General features: G+C 37.5%; 23 protein-coding genes. 10 read left to right on the top strand and 13 right to left on the bottom strand.

Annotated elements, in window-relative coordinates:
• Positions 1–24 precede the first annotated feature (24 nt).
• The 3 genes from H514_RS0103595 to H514_RS0103585 all read left to right on the top strand — a co-directional run bounded on the left by H514_RS0103595 (position 25) and on the right by H514_RS0103585 (position 3,451).
• On the top strand, positions 25–2,046 hold the full coding sequence (locus H514_RS0103595; RefSeq protein WP_027445714.1) for a heavy metal translocating P-type ATPase: 2,022 nt from the start codon (positions 25–27) through the stop codon (positions 2,044–2,046).
• Positions 2,047–2,193: 147 nt separating this feature from the next.
• Positions 2,194–2,931, top strand: a complete 738-nt coding sequence (locus tag H514_RS0103590; RefSeq protein ID WP_027445713.1) for an urease accessory protein UreH domain-containing protein — start codon at positions 2,194–2,196, stop codon at positions 2,929–2,931.
• A 193-nt stretch (positions 2,932–3,124) separates the two neighbouring features.
• Positions 3,125–3,451, top strand: coding sequence for a four-helix bundle copper-binding protein (locus tag H514_RS0103585; RefSeq protein ID WP_027445712.1), 327 nt, complete (start codon positions 3,125–3,127; stop codon positions 3,449–3,451).
• Positions 3,452–3,505: 54 nt separating this feature from the next.
• Here H514_RS0103585 and H514_RS23875 read toward each other — a convergent pair whose 3' ends face one another.
• Positions 3,506–4,969 carry an S-layer homology domain-containing protein gene (locus H514_RS23875; protein ID WP_051255017.1) on the bottom strand — a complete coding sequence of 488 codons (1,464 nt, stop codon included), beginning with the start codon at positions 4,967–4,969 and terminating at the stop codon, positions 3,506–3,508.
• A 184-nt stretch (positions 4,970–5,153) separates the two neighbouring features.
• Positions 5,154–6,254 (bottom strand): prephenate dehydrogenase, encoded by a 1,101-nt coding sequence (locus H514_RS0103575; protein WP_027445711.1) that lies wholly within the window; start codon positions 6,252–6,254, stop codon positions 5,154–5,156.
• A gap of 232 nt (positions 6,255–6,486) precedes the next feature.
• On the opposite strand from H514_RS0103575, the gene H514_RS0103570 reads away from it, so the two are divergent.
• The 5 genes from H514_RS0103570 (at position 6,487) to H514_RS0103550 (ending at position 12,409) form a co-directional block, all read left to right on the top strand.
• A complete protein-coding gene (locus H514_RS0103570; RefSeq protein ID WP_027445710.1) occupies positions 6,487–7,578 on the top strand; it encodes a bifunctional 3-deoxy-7-phosphoheptulonate synthase/chorismate mutase in 1,092 nt (363 codons plus the stop codon).
• A gap of 91 nt (positions 7,579–7,669) precedes the next feature.
• Complete coding sequence (gene pheA, locus H514_RS0103565; protein ID WP_036841626.1) at positions 7,670–8,518, top strand: prephenate dehydratase; 849 nt, start codon at positions 7,670–7,672, stop codon at positions 8,516–8,518.
• A 313-nt stretch (positions 8,519–8,831) separates the two neighbouring features.
• Entirely contained in the window at positions 8,832–10,073 is a 1,242-nt protein-coding gene (locus tag H514_RS0103560) for an NAD-dependent epimerase/dehydratase family protein (RefSeq protein ID WP_027445708.1), read from the top strand.
• Positions 10,074–10,222: 149 nt separating this feature from the next.
• Entirely contained in the window at positions 10,223–11,311 is a 1,089-nt protein-coding gene (locus H514_RS23870; protein ID WP_051255016.1) for an LAGLIDADG family homing endonuclease, read from the top strand.
• Positions 11,312–11,662: 351 nt separating this feature from the next.
• Positions 11,663–12,409 carry a DUF4362 domain-containing protein gene (locus H514_RS0103550; protein ID WP_027445707.1) on the top strand — a complete coding sequence of 249 codons (747 nt, stop codon included), beginning with the start codon at positions 11,663–11,665 and terminating at the stop codon, positions 12,407–12,409.
• Between the two features lie 457 nt (positions 12,410–12,866).
• Here the strand turns inward: H514_RS0103550 and H514_RS22435 are convergent, their stop codons facing one another.
• Together H514_RS22435 and H514_RS0103535 are read right to left on the bottom strand one after the other, a co-directional pair.
• The gene (locus tag H514_RS22435) at positions 12,867–13,994 is read right to left on the bottom strand and encodes a glycosyltransferase family 4 protein (protein WP_036841630.1); all 1,128 of its coding nucleotides are present in this window, start codon (positions 13,992–13,994) and stop codon (positions 12,867–12,869) included.
• Positions 13,995–14,369: 375 nt separating this feature from the next.
• The gene (locus H514_RS0103535) at positions 14,370–15,497 is read right to left on the bottom strand and encodes an NAD(P)/FAD-dependent oxidoreductase (RefSeq protein WP_027445706.1); all 1,128 of its coding nucleotides are present in this window, start codon (positions 15,495–15,497) and stop codon (positions 14,370–14,372) included.
• A 276-nt stretch (positions 15,498–15,773) separates the two neighbouring features.
• Here H514_RS0103535 and H514_RS0103530 point away from each other — a divergent pair, with 276 nt between their 5' ends.
• Positions 15,774–16,154 carry a PadR family transcriptional regulator gene (locus H514_RS0103530; protein WP_027445705.1) on the top strand — a complete coding sequence of 127 codons (381 nt, stop codon included), beginning with the start codon at positions 15,774–15,776 and terminating at the stop codon, positions 16,152–16,154.
• On the opposite strand, the gene H514_RS0103525 is transcribed toward H514_RS0103530, so the two are convergent.
• On the bottom strand, positions 16,155–17,003 hold the full coding sequence (locus H514_RS0103525) for a GNAT family N-acetyltransferase (protein ID WP_036841631.1): 849 nt from the start codon (positions 17,001–17,003) through the stop codon (positions 16,155–16,157).
• Positions 17,004–17,126: 123 nt separating this feature from the next.
• Between H514_RS0103525 and H514_RS0103520 the strand changes: the two genes are divergently transcribed.
• Entirely contained in the window at positions 17,127–19,082 is a 1,956-nt protein-coding gene (locus H514_RS0103520) for an AMP-binding protein (protein WP_027445703.1), read from the top strand.
• A gap of 151 nt (positions 19,083–19,233) precedes the next feature.
• On the opposite strand, the gene H514_RS0103515 is transcribed toward H514_RS0103520, so the two are convergent.
• From H514_RS0103515 to H514_RS0103480, 8 genes are all read right to left on the bottom strand, one after another.
• Positions 19,234–19,521, bottom strand: a complete 288-nt coding sequence (locus H514_RS0103515) for a hypothetical protein (protein ID WP_154657311.1) — start codon at positions 19,519–19,521, stop codon at positions 19,234–19,236.
• Between the two features lie 24 nt (positions 19,522–19,545).
• On the bottom strand, positions 19,546–21,000 hold the full coding sequence (locus tag H514_RS0103510; protein WP_027445701.1) for a UDP-N-acetylmuramoyl-L-alanyl-D-glutamate--2,6-diaminopimelate ligase: 1,455 nt from the start codon (positions 20,998–21,000) through the stop codon (positions 19,546–19,548).
• Positions 21,001–21,026: 26 nt separating this feature from the next.
• The gene (locus tag H514_RS0103505) at positions 21,027–21,803 is read right to left on the bottom strand and encodes a class I SAM-dependent methyltransferase (RefSeq protein ID WP_027445700.1); all 777 of its coding nucleotides are present in this window, start codon (positions 21,801–21,803) and stop codon (positions 21,027–21,029) included.
• Between the two features lie 88 nt (positions 21,804–21,891).
• Positions 21,892–23,433: an acyl-CoA carboxylase subunit beta gene (locus H514_RS0103500; protein WP_027445699.1), complete on the bottom strand. Its 1,542-nt coding sequence runs from the start codon at positions 23,431–23,433 to the stop codon at positions 21,892–21,894.
• A 21-nt stretch (positions 23,434–23,454) separates the two neighbouring features.
• Positions 23,455–24,237: an enoyl-CoA hydratase gene (locus H514_RS0103495; RefSeq protein WP_027445698.1), complete on the bottom strand. Its 783-nt coding sequence runs from the start codon at positions 24,235–24,237 to the stop codon at positions 23,455–23,457.
• Entirely contained in the window at positions 24,234–25,145 is a 912-nt protein-coding gene (locus H514_RS0103490) for a hydroxymethylglutaryl-CoA lyase (protein ID WP_027445697.1), read from the bottom strand. The genes H514_RS0103495 and H514_RS0103490 overlap by 4 nt, the downstream gene beginning before the upstream one ends.
• Positions 25,146–25,161: 16 nt before the next feature.
• Positions 25,162–25,374, bottom strand: a complete 213-nt coding sequence (locus H514_RS0103485; RefSeq protein WP_027445696.1) for an acetyl-CoA carboxylase biotin carboxyl carrier protein subunit — start codon at positions 25,372–25,374, stop codon at positions 25,162–25,164.
• Complete coding sequence (locus H514_RS0103480; RefSeq protein WP_027445695.1) at positions 25,371–26,720, bottom strand: acetyl-CoA carboxylase biotin carboxylase subunit; 1,350 nt, start codon at positions 26,718–26,720, stop codon at positions 25,371–25,373. The genes H514_RS0103485 and H514_RS0103480 overlap by 4 nt, the downstream gene beginning before the upstream one ends.
• Positions 26,721–26,732 lie beyond the last annotated feature (12 nt).

Here is a 26,732-nt window from a genome sequence, read left to right as displayed (position 1 = left end):
AAATGTTTAGAGGAGGTAACGCTTATGTCTCATGAACATAACGATGAACATCATAATAATCATGAACACGAGCATCACGAAGGAGGTCATGATCATCATGATCATGACCATGGAGCAATGGTAGAAGATTTTAAAAAACGTTTTTATATTTCATTAATTGCTACCATTCCAATTTTAATATTATCTCCTATGATCCAGGATTTTCTTGGGTTTGAATGGACATTTCCTTTTGATCAATACGTATTATTTGCACTAGCTTCATTTGTTTTTTTCTATGGTGGCTTACCTTTTTTAACAGGTGCGAGAGATGAACTTAAACAAAAAAATCCGGGTATGATGACACTTATTGGACTAGCGATTGTAGTGGCCTATGTGTATAGTTCAATGGTTGTCTTTGGACTTGAAGGCCGCAACTTTTTCTGGGAACTCGCAACGCTAGTTGACATTATGTTACTTGGTCACTGGATTGAAATGAGGTCCATCATGGGTGCATCAAATGCACTTGAAGAGTTAGTTAAGCTTATGCCTAACGAAGCTCATAAAGTTGATAAGGATGGCAATGTAGAAGATGTCGCTGTCTCGGAACTTACAGAAGGTGACCATGTCCTTGTTAAACCAGGTGAAAAAGTGCCTGTAGATGGAGACATCATTGATGGAAAAACAACAATTGATGAGTCGATGTTAACCGGTGAATCGGTGCCTGTAGAAAAAGGTGAGGGCGAAGAAGCGATCGGTGGCTCTGTAAACCAAGAAGGTTCTATCACCATTACCGTTCAAAAAACTGGAGATGATACGTACCTTTCTCAAGTAATTGGGTTAGTTAAGGAAGCTCAGGAATCTAAATCAAAAACTCAAGATATATCGAACCGAGCAGCTAAGTGGTTATTTTATCTAGCGCTAGGAAGCGGTATTCTTACATTTATTATTTGGCTAGCACTGGGCCATCCTGTCGATGTTGCTATGGAACGAATGGTAACGGTTATGGTTATTACATGTCCACACGCATTAGGCCTTGCAGCACCCCTTGTAGTAGCGGTATCAACATCATTATCTGCTAAAAATGGACTCCTCATTCGAAATCGAGCGAATTTCGAAGGGGCTCGCCAGCTAAATGCAGTTGTATTTGATAAAACAGGAACATTAACCAAAGGAGAATTTGGAGTTACTGACATCATTCCAGAAGAAGGTTATCAAGAACAAGACGTATTAAAGTGGGCCGCTTCACTAGAGCAAAAATCTGAACATCCTTTAGCCCAAGGGATTATTAAAAAAGCTGAAGAAAACAACCTATCTTTAGAAGATAATGATGAGTTCGAATCTATGACAGGTAAAGGGCTTCGTGGAACAGTGAACGGTAAAGAAGTAAAAGTCGTTAGCCCTGGATTTATGAACGAGCAAAATTATTCATTTAATCAAGAGACATACGACAGTCTATCTGAAGAAGGTAAAACAGTTGTATTCGTATTAGTAGAACAAGAACTAATTGGTATGATTGCATTAGCTGATATGGTCCGAGAAGATGCTAAAGAAGCTATTTCTTCATTAAAAGAACAAGGCATCCATTCCATCATGCTAACAGGTGATAGTGAAAAAGTAGCAAACTGGGTTGCAAAACAATTAGGCATTGATGAGGTATATGCTGAAGTTCTTCCAGATGAAAAAGCGGATCAAGTAAAGAAAATTAAAGAAAAAGGTTGGAACGTAGCTATGACTGGTGATGGAGTAAATGATGCTCCAGCACTCGCTACAGCTGATCTAGGGATTGCAATAGGAACCGGAACAGACGTAGCTATGGAATCAGCTGATATTGTATTAGTGAAGAGTAACCCAAAAGATGTAGTACAGATTATGAGATTATCGAAGAAAACGTATAACAAAATGATCCAAAACCTTTGGTGGGCTGCTGGCTATAATATCATTGCAATTCCTTTAGCAGCAGGAATATTAGCACCAATCGGTATTATTTTAAGTCCAGCAGTTGGAGCTATTCTTATGAGTTTAAGTACGGTAGTCGTTGCTATTAATGCAAAGCTTTTAAAAGCGTAGATCATTTGTTTATCGATAATAACAGAACCTCGTATCTTCTTTTAAGATAGGGAGATACGAGGTTTTTTTGATGACTGCACAAAATCTTCATTATTTTCATGTATAGTAAACTTATATAATTATGAAAATGAAGGGTTAAAGTAAACGATGTATGAATTTTTCAGCAGCATAAGCGGTTATCTGAGTGAACCTTTAATTGAACTTGCATATGGATCAGAAGGAGTTCCATTATTATCTGCGTTGTTATTAGGCTTAGTAGGAGCATTGGCGCCTTGTCAGTTGACAGGAAACTTAGGAGCTATTATGTTTTATGGCAACCAATCTTTACAAAAGAAAACTGCTTGGAAAGAAGTATTTTTCTTCATTTTAGGGAAAATTCTAGTTTTCTCTGGTCTTGGATTCGTTGTTTGGATCTTAGGTCAAGAATTCCAAGGAACGTTAACGACTTATTTTTTCCCTTGGATGAGAAAATTTGTTGGTCCCATTCTAATTCTCATAGGGTTATTTATGCTCGGGATATTTAAGATGAGATGGACATTGTCATTAGGAAAGGTACCTGATCATTTAAAGCAAGGAAAATTAGGTGCCTTATTTATGGGCATTAGCTTTTCACTCGGATTTTGTCCTACTATGTTTATTTTATTTTTTGTTTCACTAATGCCTATCGTACTCTCAACTTCTTATGGAGCGGTATTGCCTAGTATTTTTGCAATTGGAACATCACTTCCTTTAATCCTAGCAGTTTTCTTCATTTGGTATTTCGGAATTGAAGGTAGATTTATGAAAAAAGAAGGTAGAAAGATAGGAAAGTATGTTCAGCAAACAGCAGGGATTATCATGATTGTGTTAGGGATATTAGATACGATTACGTATTGGACTTACTAACTACACAATACAAAAAAACCTAAAATTACTATAAGAAGTAGAAAAAGTTCACTGTTATTCAGTGGACTTTTTTAGAATTATTCGATTTTTCAACCATTCTTTTCTGATTTTTGTAGAAATTGCATAAAATCTGCACATTCTATGGCAACACCTTATATGTAAGTAATATTAACAATTTAAGGAGTGAATTTTAATGTCACACGAAAAGTATCAAGAAGCCATCCAAGCATTACATGAGTGTATGGAAGCATGTAACCATTGTTATGATTCATGTCTTCAGGAAGAAGATTTAAACCCTATGAAAGAATGCATTCGTCTAGACCGCGAATGTGCAGACATTTGTTCTTACTTGGAACAAGCTCTTGTTCGAGGCACACCGTTCGCTTCTGAATTAGCTCAGGTTTGTGCAACGATTTGTGAAAAGTGCGCTGAAGAATGTAAAAAGCACGATCACAAGCATTGCCAAGACTGTGCGGATGCTTGCTACAAATGTGCAGATGCATGCAAAAAGATCGCTTAATATATTAGGAAAATAAAAAGGTCACGGGAATCCGTGACCTTTTTAATGTGCATTTTAATTTTCAGCTCTCCAATATTCATAGGCATGGACAGCATTACCATGATAAGAGCTTGAATCACCAAATTGTTCTCGTACTTTATCAAGTTCCTCTTCCATAACTTGTTTCCCTTCTTCATGGAAGGTAATTTGAGGTGCATTCTTATTTTCTTTCACTTCAACAGATACCGTAAGTTCTTTGTTTAGTTCTTCAGCATATTCCAATTCTTGTTTAGCTACATCAATGATACCATTTGAGCCCTCTGCTGCATCTCTAAACGCCATCACAGTTGTGTGATCTAATGTATCGATAAACCATTTACTAAAGGATACATCAGGTTGTCCAGGTGTTTGATGTTTATCAAGCCAAAATGCTAGATCAGCACTTGTTTCAAGATCAGAGTTCTTTTTAACTTCATTGACAAACAACTCAATATTGGACTTCCAAGTAGCTAATACATTTTCGCTATCTCCATCCCAATTTTTCAGTACATAAGGTTCGATATCAAGGTGGATGCCATCAAATTGCTGCCTCGGTGGAACAACTTTGTTATAACTTGTGACATAGTCCGTGAACATTTTCAGTCGTTCTTCACCTTTCTGAAGTGCCCAGTTTGGGTGGCCACCCATAGCATGAACTTCAATTCCTGCTTCGTGCGCTTTTTCTACAAACTTATTGTAGACGGAGTAATCTTGTGTACGATCTAAGCGAGTGTACAATAGATTAATGTTATTTTCCTTGGCAAACTGGAGAATCTTATCCGACTCATTTATCGCATTTTCTGCATGCCATATGTACGTTCCTCGAATATTTTCATTGTCAACTTCCTCAAAGTTTGGATCAACTTGTGCATTGGATAAATAACTCTTAAACTTATCATCCATAGCACGAGCTAAAAAGATAGAGAACTGAGCACGTGTTGTTGGCTCATTTGGGCGAAAAGTGCCATCAGGAAATCCGACAGAGATACGGTTTGAAGCAACTTCACTTACATATTTACGATGATCATTAACATCATTAAATTCCTTAGAAATCGGTTCATTTTCAAGGTTATAAGCTCTTGTAAGAGTTGCTGCCATCTCAATTCTGCTAATATCTCGATCTGCTTCAAAGTTGCCTTCATCCGTCCCTTGAAAAATACCTGCTTCTACTACTGCTGCAACATAATCATAGTGGGGATGATCCTTAGGTATATCTTTCAAACCAGGGTCTGGGAGATTTTCTGTAGATAGCCCTAACTCTCTTGTTAACATAATCGCTGCTTCCATACGACTCACATTGTCTCCAGGTTTAAAGGAACCATCAGGATAGCCTTGAATAATATTATGATTGGCTAAGTAATGGATTTCCTCATATCCAGTAATATCTTTTGATACATCAGGATAATTCGTTTCACCATGAACTTCCGTAGCATTCCAACTAGATGCCATAAGGAGACCTGTTAGAAAGCTGGTGCTTAGCGTCTTTGTAATTCTGTTCAACCAAATTCCTCCTCACAAAAATATAGCCATGTCTCTGTACAAATTATATAGTCTTAATTTGCTCGGCTAGTTAGAAGTTTCGAAATCAATTTTGATTATGGTGGGGTTGAAAGAGAATACATTTTTTTGAAAATAAAGAAGACTAGTATAAATTAATTTTTATAATAGCCGTATATGCTTGTTATTAAGAAGCAGAATAACATTCAAAACCATTTTTCTCTAATAATACTTTTCCAACTTCAAGTTCTTGGTCATTTCTGAATGATAAACACAACACACCAAACATATCTTCTCTTGTTTCAATAATTCGAATGTTTGTTAAGTTAATATCATCTTTAGCAAGGATAGCTGTTACAGTCGCGATAGCTCCTGGATGGTCTACAACATCTATATAGAGATCATAAAAGGCGGGGAGGGCTCCTTTCTTTTTCTCAGGAAGACCATCCCGATACCTCTTCGCATCATCGAAAAAACTAAATATTTTTTCTTTGGATGAATCGTTAATAATCTCTCTAATGGAAGACATTTCGTTGATCCACTCATCCATCACTTCAATTAAAACTTCGCGATTATGTAGCGTAATATCACGCCACATAGTTGGGTTAGAGGAAGCAATTCTTGTTATATCTCTGAACCCCCCAGCAGCTAATCTTTTCACATCAATATCTTTGCGCTCTCGCTTCTGTAAGAGCTGAACTAAACTTGATGCAATAATGTGTGGAAAATGACTAATGACTCCAACAATTTCATCATGTTCATGAGGAGACATTTCTATAAAATTAGCATTAGTACCATTTAACCAAAACCTTAAATTTTTAACATCTTCATCTGAAACTTGTTCACCTTTTGTAAGGATATAGAAAGCATTCTCAAATAAGTGAGCCTTAGATGCCGAAACTCCACTTTTGTGAGATCCAGCCATAGGATGCCCCCCTATAAAAACGACACCTTTATGAAAGAAACGATGGGCATTCTCCATAATATTTTCCTTTGTACTACCTACATCTGTAATAATAGCTCCTTCTTTCAAGTCACAGGTAAGCAGTAGATTTAAGATATTTTCTGTTTGTAAAACAGGTGTTGCGACAATGATTAAATCTGCGTCCACAACCGCTTTGTGTATATCTAATTCATATTCATCTACTACCAATAAAGACTGTGCCAACTTGAGTTGTTCCTCATTGATATCACAACCAACAATCTTTGCTTGATGTTCTTTTTTGATAGCTAGAGATATTGATCCACCAATTAATCCAAGCCCAATTACAACAACCTTTTGACTCATTTTAGAAAAACTCCTTTAACATCCTTGTTACATAAAATTACCGCTGATATACTAAAAAATTAAAAAATAGTGCAAAAAATTCTGATAACATCTTGATTTTATACTTTCATGCTTTTATGCTTTTATGTAATAAATATAAATATATCATGTGTATTTATCATTTTATAGTCATTTTTTCACTATGTTTTTTTAAATTTGAAATGAAAAAGCACAAAACCAAGGAGGATTTCCCATGTCTAGAAATGAACTGCCAGATTTACGCGAAGAAGTAGATGAAATCAACTTGCAAATCTTATCTTTACTTAATAAGCGAGCTGAGATCGTTCAAGAAATCGGCGAGCAAAAGAAAAAAGGTGTCGGCGTTAACCGCTATGACCCTGTTCGAGAACGTGAATCTCTAGATTTATTAATGAAGCATCATGAAGGTCCTTTTGAAGCATCAACCATTCAACACATTTTCAAAGAAATTTTCAAGGCTAGCTTAGAACTACAAGAAGATGATAACCGCAAGGCTCTACTTGTTTCACGAAAAGCACAACCTGACAATACACTTGTTGATGTAAATGGCGTAAAAGTCGGAGATGGGGAACAACGTTTTATCATGGGTCCTTGTGCAGTTGAGAGTTATGAGCAGGTAAAAGAGGTAGCATTATCCTTGAAAGATCAAGGACTTACGATGTTACGTGGAGGAGCATTTAAGCCTCGTTCCTCTCCGTATGACTTCCAGGGCTTAGGTGAAGAAGGATTAAAAATCTTAAAAGATGTTGCGGACGAAACGGGTATGTCTGTGGTAAGTGAAATCCTCACACCTCAGGACGTAGAGAAAGCTTTAGATTACGTAGATGTAATTCAAATAGGTGCCCGTAACATGCAAAACTTCGAATTACTCAAAGCTGTTGGAAGAGTTAACAAACCAGTGTTATTGAAACGTGGCCTCTCTGCGACAATCGATGAATTTATCAATGCAGCTGAATACATCATGTCTCAAGGTAATGATCAAATCATGTTATGTGAGCGTGGTATCCGAACTTACGAAAAAGCAACAAGAAATACGTTAGACATTTCTGCTGTCCCAATTCTGAAGAAAGAAACGCACTTACCAGTAATTGTTGATGTTACACACTCTACAGGCAGAAAAGATTTACTTGTCCCAACTGCGAAAGCTGCATTAGCAATTGGAGCAGATGCAATCATGGCGGAAGTACACCCAGATCCAGCGGTTGCATTATCGGATTCAGCACAACAAATGAATATCCCTGAGTCACAAGAATTCTTGAAAGAACTAAATCCATCCTTAAATCTAAATCTCGCTAAAAGTATGTAAATGGGGAAGAGGGGACAGTTTATAGATTGTCCCTTTTCCTCTCTTTTTTCAAAAAATTGAATCTAACACTTAGGATTTGGAGAGAAATACATTGTCAAAGATAGGTTATTTAGGCCCAAAAGGAACCTTTACGAACATAGCTGTCAGTCAAGCGTTCCCTAATAATGAACTAGAACCATTTAGCACAATCCCTTCATGTATGGATGCTGTAAAACATGAAGAAATTCAATATGCAGTACTTCCATGGGAAAATGCTATAGAAGGATCTGTTAACTTAACCATTGATTATTTAGTAAACCAAAAGCTAACGATTGTTGGAGAAATCATTGTACCTATAAGACAGCATTTAATGGTACACCCACAAAATAGAGATTGCTGGGAAAGTTTTGAGGCTGTTTATTCTCATTCTCATGCGATTTCACAGTGTCATCAATATTTATATAAGCATTTACCACATATTGAATTCTCTTATAAATCATCGACAAGTGCAGCAGCAAAGCATGTTAAAGAGAACCCTGAACAAAGAATAGCAGCAATAGGAAATGAACTTGCTGCTTCAGAATATGGTTTAGACATTATTAAGCATGATATTCATGACTTTGATAATAACCATACTCGTTTTGTTATCTTGAGTAAGCAAGCAACTGATTTAGAGGTAAAGGATTCAAATTATTTAGGGGATCGCACGACTTTAATGATTACATTGCCTACAGATCACTATGGTGCGCTTCATCAAGTTTTGTCTGCTTTTGCTTGGAGGAAATTAAACTTATCCAAAATAGAATCTCGTCCTATGAAAACAGGGCTGGGCAATTATTTCTTTATTATCGATATAGAAATGAAATATGACCAGGTTTTAATTCCAGGTGCAATAACAGAAATAGAAGCACTAGGATGCAAAGTCACCACCTTAGGAAGTTATCCCTATTACGGTAAGTAAACTTCATAAAATTTTATTTTATATCTATCAAAAATAAGCACCCATTGGGGGTGCTTATTTTTATGATTGAAGAACAAATATTCGAATTTGTTTATTAATTCAATATGAACTATTCGTAAAAGGGTTGCACCACTTTCCCCCTTTAGATATGATGAAAAGTGGTTATTGTAAAATAAATAACTATAATAAACTTCAATAAATGTACATCTAGAATAGGATGAATGAGTAAAAGGGAAAGTCCCTATTTGTTCTTCCCTAAACATACATTTCTAAAATTAAATAAACAGACAAAATTCATAAAGGGTGTTTCAAAATGAATGTAGAAACGAATCATGTACAATCAAAAAAGATATTTGTCTTAGGAGGAGATGGTTTTTGTGGATGGCCTACTAGTCTACATCTATCTAATCTTGGACATGAAGTGACGATCATTGACAATCTATCTCGACGTAATATTGACAATGAACTAGAGGCAGAATCATTAACACCTATACAACCAATGGGTACAAGATTAAATGTATGGGAAGAAATTTCTGGAAGTAAAATTGACTTTCTAAATATTGACTTGGCAGATGAGTATGACCAATTTTTAGATGCCATTAATGAACAGCAACCAGATGTTATTGTTCATTTTGCTGAGCAACGTTCTGCTCCTTACTCAATGAAATCTCCAAAACATAAACGATATACAGTCAATAACAATATGAATGCCACTCATAACGTGCTTTGTGCAATCGCGGATTCAGGATTAGATATCCACTTGGTTCACTTAGGTACAATGGGTGTTTACGGATATGGAACTGCTGGTATGAAAATTCCTGAGGGTTACCTTGATATTGAAGTCAAGACAGAGACAGGGGAAAGAGTAGAACAGCAAATCCTTTATCCAACAAACCCTGGTTCTATTTATCACATGACAAAAACGCAAGACCAATTACTTTTCCATTATTACAATAAGAATGATAGCTTACGCATTACTGACCTTCACCAAGGTATCGTATGGGGTACCAATACGAAAGAAACAAAAATGGATGAACGACTAATTAATCGTTTCGATTACGATGGAGATTACGGTACTGTTTTAAATCGTTTCTTAATGCAAGCTGCTGTAGGTTATCCGATTACTGTACATGGAACTGGTGGACAAACACGTGCGTTTATCCATATCCAGGACACTGTGCGTTGCATTCAGTTAGCGATTGAGAACGCTCCAGGACGTGACGAAAGAGTAATGATCTTCAACCAAATGACAGAGACTCACCGTGTTAATGACCTAGCTAAGTTAGTTAGTGAACTGACTGGTGGAGAGATCGCATATGTATCAAACCCTCGTAAAGAGGCTGCAGAAAATGATCTGCATGTTAAGAATGACTTATTCTTATCAAAAGGATTAAATCCTACTACACTGAGCACAGGCTTATTACAGGAAGTAACGGAAATTGCTGAAAAATATGCGCATCGTGCTGACCATACTAAGATCCCTGCTAAGAGTACTTGGACGAAGGAACAACAGCCAGGAATTCCTGAGGGAGAAGAAGAGGATTTAGTTAATTAATTTTAATTCAAGGTTTATTTAAACTCACTTGTGCTTATACAAGTGAGTTTTTTATATTCATAGTACAAGCAAATATTTTGCGATAGAGAACGTTTGTTCGTATAATAGAATTATAATTTTTATATTTTAAATCAAAGGAGGAGGATTTAATGCCAAGGAACCCAGGTATGACGGATGAAAAGATTATCGAGATCTATAAAAGTGGAATTAATTACAAAGAAATGGAACAAGTAGTTGGTCTTACAAGTACAGCAATTTTAAACATAGTCTATAAGCATGGTGAAAAAGCAAATCATAAGCAATATGCTGGTCAGCCAAGGAAGCATAAAGTGAATGAAGATTTCTTTAAAACCTGGACTCATGAAATGGCATGGGTATTAGGATTATTCATTACTGATGGCTGTGTAACACGATATAACAGCATCACATTTGCACAAAAAGACGAAAGAATATTGCGGTTAATAGCAAAGTATATGGATGCAGATTATGTAATAAATTCTTCTACAAACACTCCAACACTTATTATAAATTCAAAGTGCATAAAAGAAGATCTAAATAAAATGGGTATATTAGCTAACAAGTCTTTAAATGTCCCTTTCCCGGATGTTCCTAAATCTTTTATACCTTCGTTTGTAAGAGGTGTGATAGATGGTGATGGATGGGTAGATAGGGAAGGTTATGTGATGAATGTAACTACAGCAAGCCAAATTTTTGCTAAAGGACTACAGGGAATTTTTCAATCATGGCAGCTTCGAACGAGTATTTCTGAACAAAGTAGTAAGCACGGAAATAAACTTTATCGGATTTGGGTTAAAGGGAACATCGATTTGCTTAAGCTTGAAAAAATTATTTATAACAGAGCTTCTGATAACTATGTTTATTATAAACGCGACAATATGCTTGGAAAATATCGAGGAAACCCTCAATTAAGTAGAGATTCAAGGGTTAAGTTTAGAACAAATGTTAGTCATGCATTACTGTGTCAGATAAGAGAGATTGCAAAGAAACATAATACCTATACAAATTATTTAATCGAGAACGGTTTTAAACTTGTATTGGAAAATGGTTTTGAGAAGAAGATCTCAACAGAAAACAGGCCTGAAGATAGAATTCAATATAAGACAACGTATAAAAAAACATTACTGGAGCAAATAAAATTATTAGCCAAAGAACAAAAAATGAACATTAATGATATTATTGAGTATTGTATAAGGTTAGAGGTAAATAGAAGAAGATAAAGATAGGTATAAAAAAGCTTTATTATTTTTTCATTTTTTCTAGTTTACATAATATATATTATCTGAACTAAAGTTAAAATATAAAAATTCATCTCAAAAACTATGTATACTTAAGATAGTGAGATATCAAATGAAATAAGTTGTGCATTAAATTTTATCCAGCTTACTTTATATTGATTACAAGCAGCAATTTAAAAATTAAAGATATGTCTTTATCTTAAGCAAATAACACTTTAAGATTTCATTTATAGAATTCGATTTCATACAACATGCTCAAATTCATTTAAGAACTCCACATCATTTGCATTTCTGGTATACTTGATAAAAATGTAAATTAAGGGGGTTGTTCTAATGAAACATGTAATAACATTCATAATAACCATAATGATTTTAGTCGCTTGTGGTAATCAAAAACCTATCTCATCCCCCTCTTCAGCATCTGATAACAACCCATTAAATGCTGATGTAACGGCTATGCATAACAGACATGAAGGCCTTGAGTATATGAATGCTTATGTTAAAAACTATAAGACTTTAAAGGATCTACGTCTCATTCGTTATACTATAGAAGGCGATCCAATTATTTATGATGTCTCTTATGATGAAGGTCTCTTCTCTTTAACTGTCGATACAACAAGAGATCAATTTGGAAATGGTAGCGTGGAAACATTTCAGTGCCAAGAAATAAATAAAAATGAATCATTAAATGAAACCAAATATTATTTAACTCAATGTGATAATCATAATGCTAATGGAGATCAATTTGAATTACTGAAAGTATGGCACAACGTACTTGAACAGGATCACTTCGAATTTACGTTACAGATTGATGATCGTGTCATACGTTCTAAGGATTCACATTTCTCTCAAAAGGATCTACAAAAAATTTATAAAACAATGGTCTATAATAATTATTTAGCAAAGAAAAGTTTTGACAAATCATGTTCTTCTGATGCGAATCAAACGACTGTTTTAAAAGTATATATTAATAACGGAGATCGTTATTATGAATGGGATTCCTGTGATCAATCAAGAGATGCTAAACGTATGAATGAAATCAAGCAAACCATCCTAAACCTATATAACGACAGCAAATAAACCTCATATAATTGTTAAAACCGTAAAAAATGTGGTAATATATAAGTAAGAAAAACGTATATTAAAAATGACCGTAGCTGCTACTACGGCCATCAGATAGTCGTTCCTGAAGAGGATCGGCCTCACATAAAAGTAGACCTTTCCATCACTTGGCGTTGAAGGAGGTCTACTTTTTATTTTCCATGATTTCTGAAATGATTTTTACAATCAAACTCAAAAACCCTAAGAAAAATAAACCGGACGTCAACAGAACCATAAATAGTTCATACAAGTCCATTAGGCATCACCCCCTTTCAATCGGAGGATAGCCGACCGCCCTTCAACTGGAACGATATCTGAACCATATTATATCATACTTAATATGGCCATTACAGAACCTCAGTTCCCATTTTCTCGATATTCCGTCTTAAATTATCCATAAAAAAAGACTAAAACCGTAGTTTTAGCCTTCGTCATATTATTGCGCTTGCTTCATGGAAACACCAAGTAATTTTTCGTAAAACTCCAAGAGTTGCTCCGAAGGTTTTGTCCAACTGAATTTTTCAGCTTCCTCCCTCGCATTTTCACGCATGCTTTGTAGCAACTCTGCATCTTCAAGCTTTTCAACAGCTGTTATGAGGCTACTTGTATCCTCATTCTCAAATAGAAGACCTGTACGTTCATCATCCACCTGTTCCATCGTAGGACCACTCTTAGCAGCAATAACAGGTAAACCGGATGCCATAGCTTCTAAAATCACTAAGCCTAATGTCTCTGTGATAGATGGGAAAATAAACGCATCAGCGGATGAGAATGCCTGATTCAGCTCATCTCCGTGTAGAAACCCAGTGAATACGGTGTTCGTTCCCTCAAATTTTTGCTCTAACTGCTCGCGTATAGGACCATCCCCTACAATGGCTAAACGAACATCACTGCGTTCTTCAAGTAACGGCTTCAATTTATGAATTTCTTTTTCCGGAGCCAAACGACCAACAAAAACAAGTAACTTTTTATCTGTTTCACCGTTTGTTAAGCGTGATCGCATTTCTTGATTATAATAAGATGGATTATAGCGATCGATGGCTACACCACGCTTCCAAACATGCACGTTATTGAATCCATGCTCGTCCAGTTCATTTTTAACGGCCTGTGAAGTACATAAATTTAGTTCAGCTTGGTTGTGTAGTCGTTTAAAGTACCACCAAAGTATTGGTTTGAATGGGTATAAATTATAATAGTCCATATACTTCGGTACATGAGTGTGATAAGAAGCAAGTAATGGGAAGTTAAGTTTTGAGGCATACTTAACCCCTGATACACCTAACATTGCTGGGTTCACAACATGCACAAGATCTGGTTGATGTTTTTCTAAGAGATCTTTTACCCTTTTATTCGGTAGTGCGAACGGACGTGAACGATAAAATGGTAATTTGGAGGCTTTGACACCTTCAATAATTGCACCTTCAAATTCAGTCGTTCCTAAATCAGGGCAAATGACAATGACCTCATGATTGTGCTTTCTCAAGTATTTTATTGCTTCTGTTAACCTAGTGACGACTCCATCTGTTGACGGGAGAAATGTCTCGGTAATAATAGCGATCTTCAAGATACATACTCCTTTGTCTCCTATTAATTCTTAAGTATTCCACTAGATACATGAAATTACACCATTTCAGAATGGATCCATGTTTCAAAACAAAAGCTGAAGCAAAAAAAGATGTGCTTCAGCTTTTGTTAAAGAATCTACTAGCGAAAAAGGCGATCTTTAATCTTAGCATACTAATCTTAACAATAAATTTTCTTTATGAACATTCATATACCATTGATTTTTCTTAAGAATATGTAAGAATTTTAAAATTCCGTAAAGATTACAGAGATATTTTATCACAATAATACAAAATATCCAGTATTTAAAGTTTTATATGTTTGTCTTCAGGCGACTGAACGAATTATACATGCTCAGCCACCATTAGACAATCCTTTATGCTTTATCTGAATCAAATGCTGTGGAGACATCATAATCATTTAAGTCGAGTTCAGTTTCTTGCCCCATAACGTGTTGAGCTAACTGTGCGCCTAAGTATGGTCCACTTGTTAAGCCGGATGCACCAAGGCCATTTGCGACGTAAAGACCTTTTGTTTCGGGTACAGCACCTACAATTGGTAAAAAGCCTGGTGTAAATGGTCTAAATCCCACCTTCGTTTCTACATAGGTACTTTCAGCTAAACCAGGAGCCACTTTAAAGGCTTTATCCAAGATTTCATGAATGGCTTCAGCTGTTACTCGGTTATCGAACCCTGCTTCATCCTCATGTGTAGCACCAACTACAACTTTTCCGTCATTAAACGTAAGCATGTATTTGTTATAAGGTGGCATGAGCACAGGCCAATGACTCGTATCGGTGTTTGGCATCTGTAAATGAACGATTTGTGCTTTCTGTGGTCGAACCTGAAAGTTCATTCCCATAGGTTCTAAAAGCTCTTTAGACCAAGCTCCTCCTGTTACGATGACTTGATCAGCAAAGTGATCTTCCCCATTGATCTTCACACCAGTTACGGTAGAGCCTTCAAAAATGAGTGAAGTATCTTGTTCTATAAAAGTAGCACCGTTCTTTTTAGCACCACGGATGAGAGCATCTCGTAATTCCCTTCCGTTCACTCGTGCACCACCACTTATATGAACAGCACCGTACTCATCAGATAATACAGGAAATAACTTTTTCGTTTCTTCTGCAGAAAGCTTTGTTACTTCCCCCATTTCAGGAGCCGTTTCAAGTCTCTGACGTGCAATTTCCATCTTCTTTTCTAGTTTTTCATCAGTATCAAATATATTAATGGCACCAACGCGAGCATATCCGGTTTCAGTCTCTCCTTGATCCTCTAACTCTTGGATTAAGGTTGGATAATATTTCGCTCCGCCTTTTACTAAGCGATACCATGGTTTGTTGCGTCGCTGGGTAAGCCATGGACATACGATTCCAGCAGCAGCTTCTGTAGCTTGGCCTGTATCTTTTCGATCTACTAATGTCACGTTTACACCCTCTTTGGCTAAGTGATAAGCAGTAGATGCACCAAGAATTCCAGCGCCTATAACGATCGTTGATTGCATATTCAAAAACACCTTTTCTATTCAGTTTTGCTTCCGTAGCTATTCTACAAGATCATAAAGATTGACTCAATTATTGTTTCCGTATTTTTATTATTCCTAAAAAGCTGTCCTTTAAGCTTTATAATAAATGCTTCCAACGAACAACAGAACATTTGTTCTCGACCCCGTATTTTTGGCATTTTATCCTTTCAAAAAGGCTTTCTGAGTTACTACTAAGTTCAAATGTGATAGAATTGGTAATTGAAAGAATATATACCAATGCGAGGTGAACTTTCCATGTCTCATAAAAACAATCCGAAAAAGTTTGCTCTGAATATGTCTGCGGCTCAATTTACAAAGTTTTATATTCTTCACCTGCTTCATAAGCGCAACTCTATGATTAGCGAGCACTTTAAAGAAGAATTTAGTAAGCTCACAGGAAACTGGCAGCCTGCACCTTCTACTCTTCTTGATACGCTTCATGATATGCATGAGGAAGGTCTGCTTCACCGTACTGAGGATTACAAATCTCATGAAAAGAAACGCCAGAAAGTGTATTGGTATCGTGTTACGCCTAAAGGTGAAGAAGAATTTGAAGTTCTGAAGAAACATTACAAAATGCTTTTCGATGAACAGATTCATATTTTGAATAAAATTATGAAAGAAGTCTATCAATAGTCAATCTATCGGTATTAACTTTGCTCCACAAGCTCGTTCATAATATTCTATTGGACCTGCCTCTCCTAGAATGGCATACTCGTAGCCTTTCTGTTTCATTTCTTCTAGGCAAGTATGTAAAAGTGCGTAGCCCACTCCTTTTGTACGTACTTTAGGAGAGGTTCCCATTGGTCCATATACCCCCTTCTGATGACGTACAGAATCATAGCAAGCAAATCCGATTAGTTCTTCTTCTTTCCTTGCAATATAAAGTGGTGGATGATCCTCTTCTAATGCGATCTGTATAGTCTTCACCCACGGATCTCCAAACCCTTCTGATATAAATCGTACCAACTCTTCCCGATCTTTTACTGTTGCTCTCATAATTGTAATTCCATCTTCCAACATTACTTTAGGCATTTCATAGTGACGTAGATTTACAGTCATATCCCTTGGAACGCTTGTAAAAGAACGAATATCTTCTCGTAAAGATGCTGGAATTAACTTAGCTACAATTGGGTCCTTTGTTAACATGGCATGGAATATGTGGCCCTCGGTAATAAAACTTTGATTATACCGCTTCCTCCTTTTATCCGCTTCTGACAAAACCATTTTCATCGATTCTGAAACGGTCAATTCCCCCATACTATAAGCCGCTTCTTCTTCACGTAACTGATCACCAGATTCTTTGAAATAATACATTTTTTCCTTACCAAGATGCTGAATCATATAAATAAGCACTTCGACACATACACCAGTAGGTTCATATAGCAAGTTAGCAAAAAGCTGATACGGATAAATAGGCCCCTGTTCAATGTTTTGTAAGACATCCAGTTGCTTTTGAATTTTAGGTGTGAAATGATACTCCATTTTGTTCATCTCTCCTTATCCTTTTATTCTAGTCACTATAATTTTTGAAGCGCTTTCACATAAATTGTATAATAGGATGTAGAACATTCTGAAAATTTATGTACTTTTATGGGAGGTCTTTCAATGTCACAGCAAGCAGTTTGGTATCCATCGCAATCTTATATTGATTCTACACGACTTTATCAATGGATGAAATCACTAGGTTTCTCAGACTATGATAGGTTCCACGAAAAGTCTATTGATGATTTAGAATGGTTTTGGGATAAAGCCGTTGAAGAACTTGGGATCGAATGGTTTCAAGACTATGATAAAACCCTGGATTTGTCCAAAGGTGTAAAATATCCAAATTGGTTTGTTAACGGTAAAATGAATGTTACACATAATGCAGTAGACAAATGGGCTAAGCGAAATGATAAGGCTAATAAAACAGCCCTTATTTGGGAAAGTGATGATGGTGAAACACGAACTTTCACCTATAAAGAGCTCCAAGATGAAGTGAATCAAACAGCAGCAGGATTTCAGCAATTAGGAATTCAACAAGGTGATATTATTACAATTTATATGCCGATGTTACCTGAAACGTTATTTGCTATGCTAGCCGCTTCAAAAATAGGAGCAATCTTCTCCCCTGCTTTCTCAGGTTATAAAGCAGATGCCGTGGCTACACGTATTAACGCTGCTGAGTCCAAATACCTTATTACAGCAGACGGTTTTCACCGCAAAGGTAAAACAATACCTATGAAGGAAGAAGCAGATAAAGCCGCTTCTAAATCCTCCTCTATTGAAAAAGTCATCGTAGTTAAACGAACAGGGCGAGATATTGCATGGAATAACGAACGTGATGTAGATTGGGACCACATTCGCAAGCCTATAAATGACCTTAAAACACTTGAAACGAATGCTGATGATCCCTTTATGATTATTTATACATCAGGTACGACAGGTAAACCAAAAGGAACCCTTCATACGCATGCAGGCTTTCCGATTAAATCTGCCTTTGATGCTGGCGTCATGATGGATGTGAAACAGGAAGATACCCTTTTTTGGTACACAGATATGGGTTGGATGATGGGTCCCTTCCTTGTATATGGTGGATTAGTAAACGGTTCAAGTATCGTCATGTTTGAAGGAACCCCTGACTATCCTAACCCGGATCGCTTATGGCAATTAGTAGAACAACACCAAGTAACGCATTTAGGAATTGCTCCAACCCTTGTTCGCACTCTTATGAAGCATGGATCATCTTGGGTAAATAAGCATGATATCTCTTCATTAAAAGCCTTTGGTTCTTCAGGTGAACCATGGAACCATGAGCCATGGATGTGGTTGTTTGAAGATGTAGGGAACTCACAAATTCCAATTATTAATTATTCAGGCGGAACTGAAATCTCTGGTGGGATATTTACGAATGTATTAACAAAACCAATTAGTCCTGTAACCTTTAATGCTGCTATTCCTGGTATGGATGTACACGTATATGATAAACAGGCAACATCCATTAAAAATGAAGTGGGAGAGTTAGTCATTACAAAGCCATGGGTAGGAATGACAAATGGCTTTTACAAAGAAAATGAGCGTTATGAAAACACATACTGGAATCGTTGGCCAGATACTTGGGTTCATGGAGATTGGGTGATCCATGATGACGAAGGTTATTATACGATTACAGGTCGTTCTGATGATACGTTAAATGTAGCTGGGAAACGAACTGGGCCAGCTGAAATTGAATCCGTACTTGTCGATCATGACGCAGTCATTGAAGCTGGGGTAATTGGTATCCCTCATGATGTAAAAGGTGAAACACCAGTTGGTTTTGTCGTTTTAAAACCTAATTATACCGCTTCAGAAGAATTAAAGTCCTCCATTCTTAAGCATGCTGTAGATGTATTGGGTAAAGCTTTAGCATTAAAACATTTACACTTTGTGGAGGATCTACCTAAAACCCGAAATGCTAAAGTTATGAGACGTGTCATTCGTTCCGCGTACCTAAATGAAGATGCAGGAGATTTATCTGCATTAGAAAATCCAGAGACAGTTGATAAAATACGAGAATTAGGAAAACAAGAACAACATAATTAAAAAAGAAGCCAGGGCCTGTATTTAAGCCCTGGCTATTTTCTAATTATTAAATATATAATCTTACAATGAAAGTAATCCATTTTATCTATAAAGATTAACAGGCAAAATAAAAAAAGCAGATCTAACTACAGATTCTGCTTTTTATTACGTATTAAGATGTACTTTCCCTATATGGTTCATGCTTTAATGTCTTCCGCTTCTTATACATTAGAATGATTGGAATGATAATACATAGAAACCCTACTCCAATAAGAAGTGCGGCGATTAGGGGAACGGTTTGTTTGGTCAGTTGATCTGTGATGGTAAATACTAAGAAACGAAAAGATTCTGTTTTTCCTTCCATTGAATCATACAATTGAATCAAATCAAAGCCTCTCATGGCGAAATAAACGCCTATGAATACCGAGAGTCCAACAAAGATCATTTGCCTTGAGTTCACGTTACGCGTTCCCTCCTAAATAGCTTACAGATTTTCTTTTACCACTTGAACATCACTGAAAGGTAGCTTTTCCTCCCCAACAATTTGGTAGGTTTCATTTCCTTTACCAGCGATGAGAATGATATCTTCTTTCTCTGCATTCTTCATGGCATATTGAATGGCTTTTTCGCGGTCTTCGATGATATCGTATTCTTTGATCATCCCTATGCCCTTTTCAATATCTTTTATAATCGACATCGGTTCTTCTTTTCTTGGATTATCTGAGGTCAAAATAATGTGGTCACACCATTTACTTGCGATTTCACCCATACGTGGACGTTTAGCTTCATCTCTGTCGCCACCACAACCGAAAACCAGAATCAGTTTTCCTGCTGTATAAGGTTTCAGATTTGATAATACATTGTCTAGTGCATCAGGAGTATGAGCATAATCCACCATAATGGTATATCCCTCAGGAGATTGAATGGTTTGCAAGCGACCATCTGGACCCTTTATTTCTTTTAACGCATCAAGAATCGTTTGAAGCGGAACATCAAGAGATAGGCAAGTGCTTATAGCAGCTAAAGCATTGTACACAGTAAAGCGACCTGGTATAGGAATAGTGACTTCTGTATGAACATCATGCCCAACAAGGGTAAACGTTACACCATTCACTTGAACAGAAACGTCTTTTGCAACCCAATCAGCATCAAGGTTGTCAATGCCATAGGTTTGACAATCTCCTTTAGAAGCCTGAATAAAATCCTCCGCATGTGCGTCATCCGCATTGATAACTGAATGTGGAGCTAGTGAAAAGAGCTTTAGTTTGGCTTCTTTATATCGTTCGAATGTAACATGGTCGTCTAGATGTTCAGGAGATAGATTGGTAAAGATCCCAACCGTGAAGTCACAGCTATCCACACGATGAAGTTCAAGTCCCATTGAAGAGACCTCCATTACCACATCTGTCACACCTCGATCTCTCATATGGCCAAAGACTTGTTGTAAATCAAAGGCCTCTGGTGTTGTAGGTGTGGTCCTTGTGGTATCAATTACTTCTTGATTCATCTGATCTCCGAGAGTTCCAATACTCCCTACATGTCGATCTGCGTAGCTTAGAATAAAAGAGATCATGTGTGTGACGGATGTTTTACCATTTGTACCTGTAACACCTACTAGATTGAAAGACTCTGAAGGATTATCATAAAAACGGCTAGCTATGAACGGTAAGAGTTTACGGGTATTATTTACTTGCACGACTGTACAACCCTTTGGAATAAACTCTAAGGCTACTTTTTTCTCCACGATTATAGCTCTACTACCTTTCATGACTGCTTGAGCAATATAATCGTGGCCGTCATGCTTAGACCCTTCTACACAAACAAACAGAGAGTCTTGTTTCATTTTGTCTGAGTGATAAGAAATACAATCAATTGGCACTTCAATATCTCCCCATACCACTTCATATTCAATGTCACCTAATATATCGCTTAGTTTCATGTGTGTACACCTGCCTGTTTAGTTCGTTACGTTGTTGGTAATTTCTCGCATAACACCATCCATTCATCAATGGAGAATGCTTCGATGTCTTCTGGTGTTTCTTTTATTTGAAAATAATCTTTCATTGTAGGGTCAGCATCTCTCAAGTAAGAAGATACCTTCTGTTTCGTAGATTCATCCTCTACTGTACGATTCACCCAATCATGAAAATCAAACGTCTTTTTCCGTGTTCGACTTTTTAACACATGCAAATGATACTTCTTACAAAGCTTTTGCCATTCAGAAACGGGTAAACATCGAACATGACTTGTATCCCTCATATTTTCTAATGTGTTCATAAAGTCTGCTAGTTCTGTTTCTTCAGGAGCAACGTTATCGATCATAATAAATTTACCGTCTTGTTTCAATACACGACTTACTTCGCGTATAAAACTTTTTGGATTCGGAAAATGATGTGATGCTATTCGACATGTTATAAGGTCAAAAGATTGATCTGAAAAAGGAAGCTGTTCTGCATCCGCTACTTCATAAGAAATATTCTTGTATTCTCCTAAGTGAGAAGCTGTGTTTTCAAGCATTTCTTTTGTTAGATCACTTGCTACTACTTTGTTTACGTGTGGAGAAAAGGTCTTGGCAACATGGCCGCCTCCAGTAGCAATGTCTAAAGATATCCAGTCGCTGTTAGGTTCAGACCATTCAACCATTAAGGCTAAATCTTTTCCTTTCGCATGGGTATTACTTGTCACATATTTCTCTGCATTTTTGCTGAATGTCTCTTGAACCCGTTGTTTGGCATCTGTCATTCTGTTTCCCCCTATCTCTTCCTCGTGCTTTCTTTTTAACGTGGAAAACCCGCATGGATAAGCACACGGGTTTTTCTACTTGATGTTGTTATACCGGATAGACACCATGCTTCCGCTCAGTGAATGTAAGATTTTTCGATTCATACATTTCGTAACGTTTGATGAGTTGATCACGTAATTGAGCTGGTTCGACAATATCATCCACAATCATTTCAGATGCTAAACGATAGATATCGATATTTTCTTTATATTCTTCTTGCTTCTCTTTTATGAATTGTGGACGCTCTTCCTCAGGTAATTCAGCAATTTTATTCGCATAAACAGCGTTTACAGCTGCTTCTGGACCCATTACTGCAATTTGCGCACTTGGGAGGGCTATACAGCAATCTGGTTCAAATGCCGGACCTGCCATAGCATATAGACCTGCACCATAGGCTTTACGTACAACAACGGAGATCTTAGGTACTGATGCTTCACTCATAGCGGAGATCATTTTGGCTCCGTGACGAATAATGCCTGCTTTTTCCACACGCGTACCGATCATGAATCCTGGTATATCAGCAAGGAATAGAAGCGGAATATGGAAAGCATCACATAGATTGATAAACTTCGCTGCCTTATCCGCAGAGTCGTGGAATAATACGCCACCTTTTTGTTTTGGCTGATTAGCGATAATTCCAACAGGTTTACCATTTATACGTGCTAACCCTGTGATCAATTCTTTTGCAAAACGTCGTTTAATTTCACAAAAGGAATCTTCGTCAATTAAACGATCAATAAAGTCATACATGTTGAAAGGAGCGTTTTGGTTCTCTGGAATCAGCTCTTCAATCGATTTATCATGAGGTTTGATTGGATGAGCTTCATAGGTTTTTGGCTTTTCTTTATAGTTTTGAGGGAAGTAGGTTAAGTATTTACGAGCATACTCAATCGCTTCCTCTTCTGACTTCGCTAGTACGTCTCCACAACCTGATTCAGAGCAATGCATCCTTGCTCCACCCATTTCTTCAAGGCTTACTTTTTCCCCAATAACTTTCTCAGCCATACGAGGGGATCCAAGATACATCGATGCGTTTCCATCCACCATGACTACAATGTCACAGAAGGCTGGGATGTAAGCACCACCCGCTGCAGATGGACCAAATAGGAGACAAATTTGAGGTACGCGACCAGATAGTTTGACTTGATTATAGAAAATGCGTCCTGCACCACGGCGGTTAGGGAACATTTCAATTTGATCTGTAATACGTGCACCTGCAGAGTCGACAAGATAAAGCATGGGTACCTCAAGTTTGAGAGCGGTTTCTTGAATACGAATAATTTTTTCTACAGTTCTTGCTCCCCAGGAACCTGCTTTTACTGTAGAGTCGTTGGCCATAACACAGACCGTTTCACCATTAATTTTCCCCATACCTGTTACAACACCATCAGCAGGTAGACCTTCTGCTTGGTTATTGGCAAAGAAGGCATCTTCAATTTCAACGCCATCATCAAAAAGAAGCTCAAGGCGTTTACGTGCGAAAAGTTTACCCTTTTCTTCATTCTTTTTATGGTATTTTTCACCGCCGCCTCTTTTAATTTTTTCAACGCGTTCTTTAAATGCTTGTTCTAACGTTTGATCAACTGACATCCTAATACCTCCTTTAAATCTTTACTGACCTTTATATTCCGGCTTTCGCTTTTCTTTAAATGCTTTTAAGCCTTCTAAACGATCTTCAGTAGGGATCGTAACGGCATAACTCATAGATTCAATTTGTAGACCTGTTTCCAAATCGACATGAAAGCCTTTGTTAATCGCTTGCTTGGCTTGTCGTAAGGCAACTGGCGCATTTGATGCGATCGAACGTGCTAATTCTAGTGCTTCATCTAATAGGGATTGTGATGAGGCAATACGTTCAACTAAGCCTATAGTGAACGCGTCTTCGGCATTCACTCGCTTAGCGGCGTATATCATTTCTTTGGCTTTGCCGAGTCCTATTAATCTAGGGAGACGTTGTGTTCCTCCTGCGCCTGGAATGATTCCTAATGAGGTTTCAGTAAGTCCAAATTTAGCATGATCAGCGGCTACTCGAAGGTCACATGCTAGAGCAAGCTCTAATCCACCTCCAAATGCTACACCATTAAGTGCACAAATGACTGGGCTTTTAATGTTTTCAACCGCATGTACCGTTTGACCAATCTTATGTACGGTTTGTACCACTTCATCATCCGTCATGCCAGCACGTTCTTTTAAATCTGCACCAGCACAGAAAGCTTTATCTCCAGAAGCGGTAATGATTGTTGCGCGTATATCCTTTTGTTTATTTACATGTTCCACTACACTTGTTAAATCATCTAACAATTGTAGGGAAAAGGCGTTCGCTGCTTCTGGACGGTCTAAGGTGATTAGAGCTATTTTTTCTTCGATTAATTGATACTGTACGGTTTCAGTCATGTCACATCGCCTCCTCTGTAAGCAATTTGCATGTGGTGACTTGGTAAAGGTTTATCCATCTTCTTCTGTATAAAAGCACCTGCTTGCATTAATTTATCCTGATTAATACCGGTTTTAATGTTCATTTCCTTTAACATATAAAGTAGGTCATCCGTTGCTAGGTTACCTGATGCACCTTTAGCGTATGGGCATCCGCCTAGTCCTCCTAGAGCACTATCAAACGTAGTAAAGCCTAGTTGTAAAGAAGTAAGAACGTTAGCAAGTGCTGTTCCTCTTGTATTGTGAAAGTGTAAGGCTAATTGATCTTTGGGAAAGTCCTTACTCAACGTTTCGAGAACATGTTGTACCTGAAGCGGATTTGCTACACCGATTGTGTCACCAATAGAAAGCTCATCAATCCCCATCGAAAATAACTGATCACAGACCTTTTGAACATTTTCTATAGGTACCTGGCCATCATATGGGCATCCAAATACAGTAGAGATATAACCACGGACTGATTTATTCTCTGCTTTAGCACCCTCGACAACTTCCTGTAAAACAGGGAATGTTTCATCAATGGACTTATTAATATTCTTTTTGTTATGAGACTCAGAAGCGGACATGAAAATCGAAACTTCATCAACATCTGCCTCAAGCGCTCGTTCCAAACCTTTCAAGTTTGGAACAAGCGTGGCATAGGTTACTTCAGGATTTCGCTTAATACCTTTTGCTACCTCTAGGGCATCTCCTAATTGAGGGATCCACTTAGGGTGAACAAAAGATGAAATTTCAATATAAGATAAACCCGTTTTAGATAAATGATTAATCCATTCAATTTTATCTTCAGTTGGTATCATTTCTTTTTCATTTTGAAGACCGTCGCGTGGTCCGACTTCTTTTATCGTTACGTTGTGTGGTAGTTGCATGTGATCCCTCCTAAGACTATTCTAAGATCGCTACAACGTCTCCTTCGTTTACGAAATCGCCTTCCTGCACTTTTAATTCTTTAACAGTACCATCATCTTCCGTTGCAATTGGAATTTCCATTTTCATAGATTCTAAGATAAGGAGATCTTGACCATCCTCTACCTCTTCTCCTTCTTTAACAACAATTTTCCATACACTGCCTGCCATGTTTGCTTTTACTTCGATCATTTTGCTTCCTCCTTCAAGTAAGACTGAATAAAGTGTGTGTTTGTATTACCTTGTTTAAATGCATCATGTTTTAGGACATCGAGGAGCATCGGAATATTCGTCTTGATGCCTTCAATTGTATAGTTTTCAAGAGCATAAATCATGTTTTCAATAGCTTCATCTCTAGTTTCTGCCCACGTAATACACTTTGCGATCATAGGGTCATAGAAAGGAGAAACCATTGATTCTTTATGAACGCCAACTTCATGACGAATAGAATCGCCTTGCGGAAGTTCTAAATTTGTCATTTGGCCTGGAGCGGGATAGAACGTTTTTGGATCCTCAGCATAAACACGTACTTCAATAGCGTGACCATGCATGGTAAGTTCTTCTTGCTTATAGCGTAAAGAATCTCCATTGGCAATACGAAGTTGCTCATGTACAAGATCAAATCCCGTGATTTCCTCTGTTACAGGATGCTCTACTTGAAGTCTAGTGTTCATTTCTAGGAAATAGAAGTTTTGGCCTTCGTCAACCAAAAACTCAATGGTTCCTGCGTTTTTGTAACCAATAGCTTTAGCTGCCTTAACAGCTGCATTCCCCATCTTGTTTCGAGTCTCTTCAGAAATAAAAGGAGACGGTGCTTCTTCAACAACTTTTTGGTGGCGGCGTTGAATAGAACACTCGCGTTCAAACAAGTGAATCGTATTGCCTTCTTGATCAGCTAATACCTGAATTTCAACGTGATGCGGATCGACAATTTTCTTTTCTAAGAACATGGTTCCATCACCGAAAAACATTTGAGCTCGCTTCGAGTTACTTTCAAATGCCTTAGCTAACTCTTCATCATCATGCACAATTTGCATACCGATTCCCCCGCCACCAGATGATGCTTTAAGCATGACGGGATAACCAATCTCCTCAGCAGCTTTTTTGGCTTCATCCACATCAGCTACAGCGGATTCAGTCCCTGGAATAACAGGTACACCTGCATCTTTCATCGTTTGACGGGCCTCTACCTTACTTCCCATTTTGGACATAACCTCAGGGGAAGGACCAATAAAGGTAATCCCCACTTGTTCTATTCGGTTAGCGAAATCTCCATTTTCACTTAAAAGACCGTATCCTGGGTGAATGGCTTCAACTCCAGCTTCTTTAGCAATTTCTAGGATCTTATCGATGTTTAAATAGCTCTCATGAACACGAGTGCCTCCAAGAGGGTAGCTTTCATCGGCTTCACTCACAAAGGGGCTATCCGCATCAGGTTCTGAATAGACTGCTACAGATTGAATGCCAAGTTTTTTGCAAGTACGAATAATACGTGATGCAATTTCACCTCTATTAGCAATCAAGATCTTGTTAAACATAACAAACGCTCC

The sequence above is a fragment of the Pontibacillus marinus BH030004 = DSM 16465 genome, assembly GCF_000425225.1.
Classification (GTDB): domain Bacteria; phylum Bacillota; class Bacilli; order Bacillales; family BH030062; genus Pontibacillus; species Pontibacillus marinus.
Note: the sequence above shows the minus strand (reverse complement) of the source record. Positions and strands in the feature narration are given on the sequence as shown.

Bases quoted from the DNA above. Each gene is read 5' to 3' on its own strand.
- H514_RS0103535 (WP_027445706.1), bottom strand. From the start codon at position 15,497: ATGCAATCAACGATCGTTATAGGCGCTGGAATTCTTGGTGCATCTACT.
- H514_RS0103500 (WP_027445699.1), bottom strand. From the start codon at position 23,433: ATGTCAGTTGATCAAACGTTAGAACAAGCATTTAAAGAACGCGTTGAA.
- H514_RS0103590 (WP_027445713.1), top strand. From the start codon at position 2,194: ATGTATGAATTTTTCAGCAGCATAAGCGGTTATCTGAGTGAACCTTTA.
- H514_RS23870 (WP_051255016.1), top strand. From the start codon at position 10,223: ATGCCAAGGAACCCAGGTATGACGGATGAAAAGATTATCGAGATCTAT.
- H514_RS0103560 (WP_027445708.1), top strand. From the start codon at position 8,832: ATGAATGTAGAAACGAATCATGTACAATCAAAAAAGATATTTGTCTTA.
- H514_RS0103575 (WP_027445711.1), bottom strand. From the start codon at position 6,254: ATGAGTCAAAAGGTTGTTGTAATTGGGCTTGGATTAATTGGTGGATCA.
- H514_RS0103585 (WP_027445712.1), top strand. From the start codon at position 3,125: ATGTCACACGAAAAGTATCAAGAAGCCATCCAAGCATTACATGAGTGT.
- H514_RS0103505 (WP_027445700.1), bottom strand. From the start codon at position 21,803: ATGACAGATGCCAAACAACGGGTTCAAGAGACATTCAGCAAAAATGCA.
- H514_RS0103570 (WP_027445710.1), top strand. From the start codon at position 6,487: ATGTCTAGAAATGAACTGCCAGATTTACGCGAAGAAGTAGATGAAATC.
- H514_RS0103525 (WP_036841631.1), bottom strand. From the start codon at position 17,003: ATGGAGTATCATTTCACACCTAAAATTCAAAAGCAACTGGATGTCTTA.
- H514_RS0103510 (WP_027445701.1), bottom strand. From the start codon at position 21,000: ATGAAACTAAGCGATATATTAGGTGACATTGAATATGAAGTGGTATGG.
- H514_RS0103485 (WP_027445696.1), bottom strand. From the start codon at position 25,374: ATGATCGAAGTAAAAGCAAACATGGCAGGCAGTGTATGGAAAATTGTT.
- H514_RS0103495 (WP_027445698.1), bottom strand. From the start codon at position 24,237: ATGACTGAAACCGTACAGTATCAATTAATCGAAGAAAAAATAGCTCTA.
- H514_RS0103595 (WP_027445714.1), top strand. From the start codon at position 25: ATGTCTCATGAACATAACGATGAACATCATAATAATCATGAACACGAG.
- H514_RS0103480 (WP_027445695.1), bottom strand. From the start codon at position 26,720: ATGTTTAACAAGATCTTGATTGCTAATAGAGGTGAAATTGCATCACGT.
- H514_RS0103550 (WP_027445707.1), top strand. From the start codon at position 11,663: ATGAAACATGTAATAACATTCATAATAACCATAATGATTTTAGTCGCT.
- H514_RS0103520 (WP_027445703.1), top strand. From the start codon at position 17,127: ATGTCACAGCAAGCAGTTTGGTATCCATCGCAATCTTATATTGATTCT.
- H514_RS0103530 (WP_027445705.1), top strand. From the start codon at position 15,774: ATGTCTCATAAAAACAATCCGAAAAAGTTTGCTCTGAATATGTCTGCG.
- H514_RS0103490 (WP_027445697.1), bottom strand. From the start codon at position 25,145: ATGCAACTACCACACAACGTAACGATAAAAGAAGTCGGACCACGCGAC.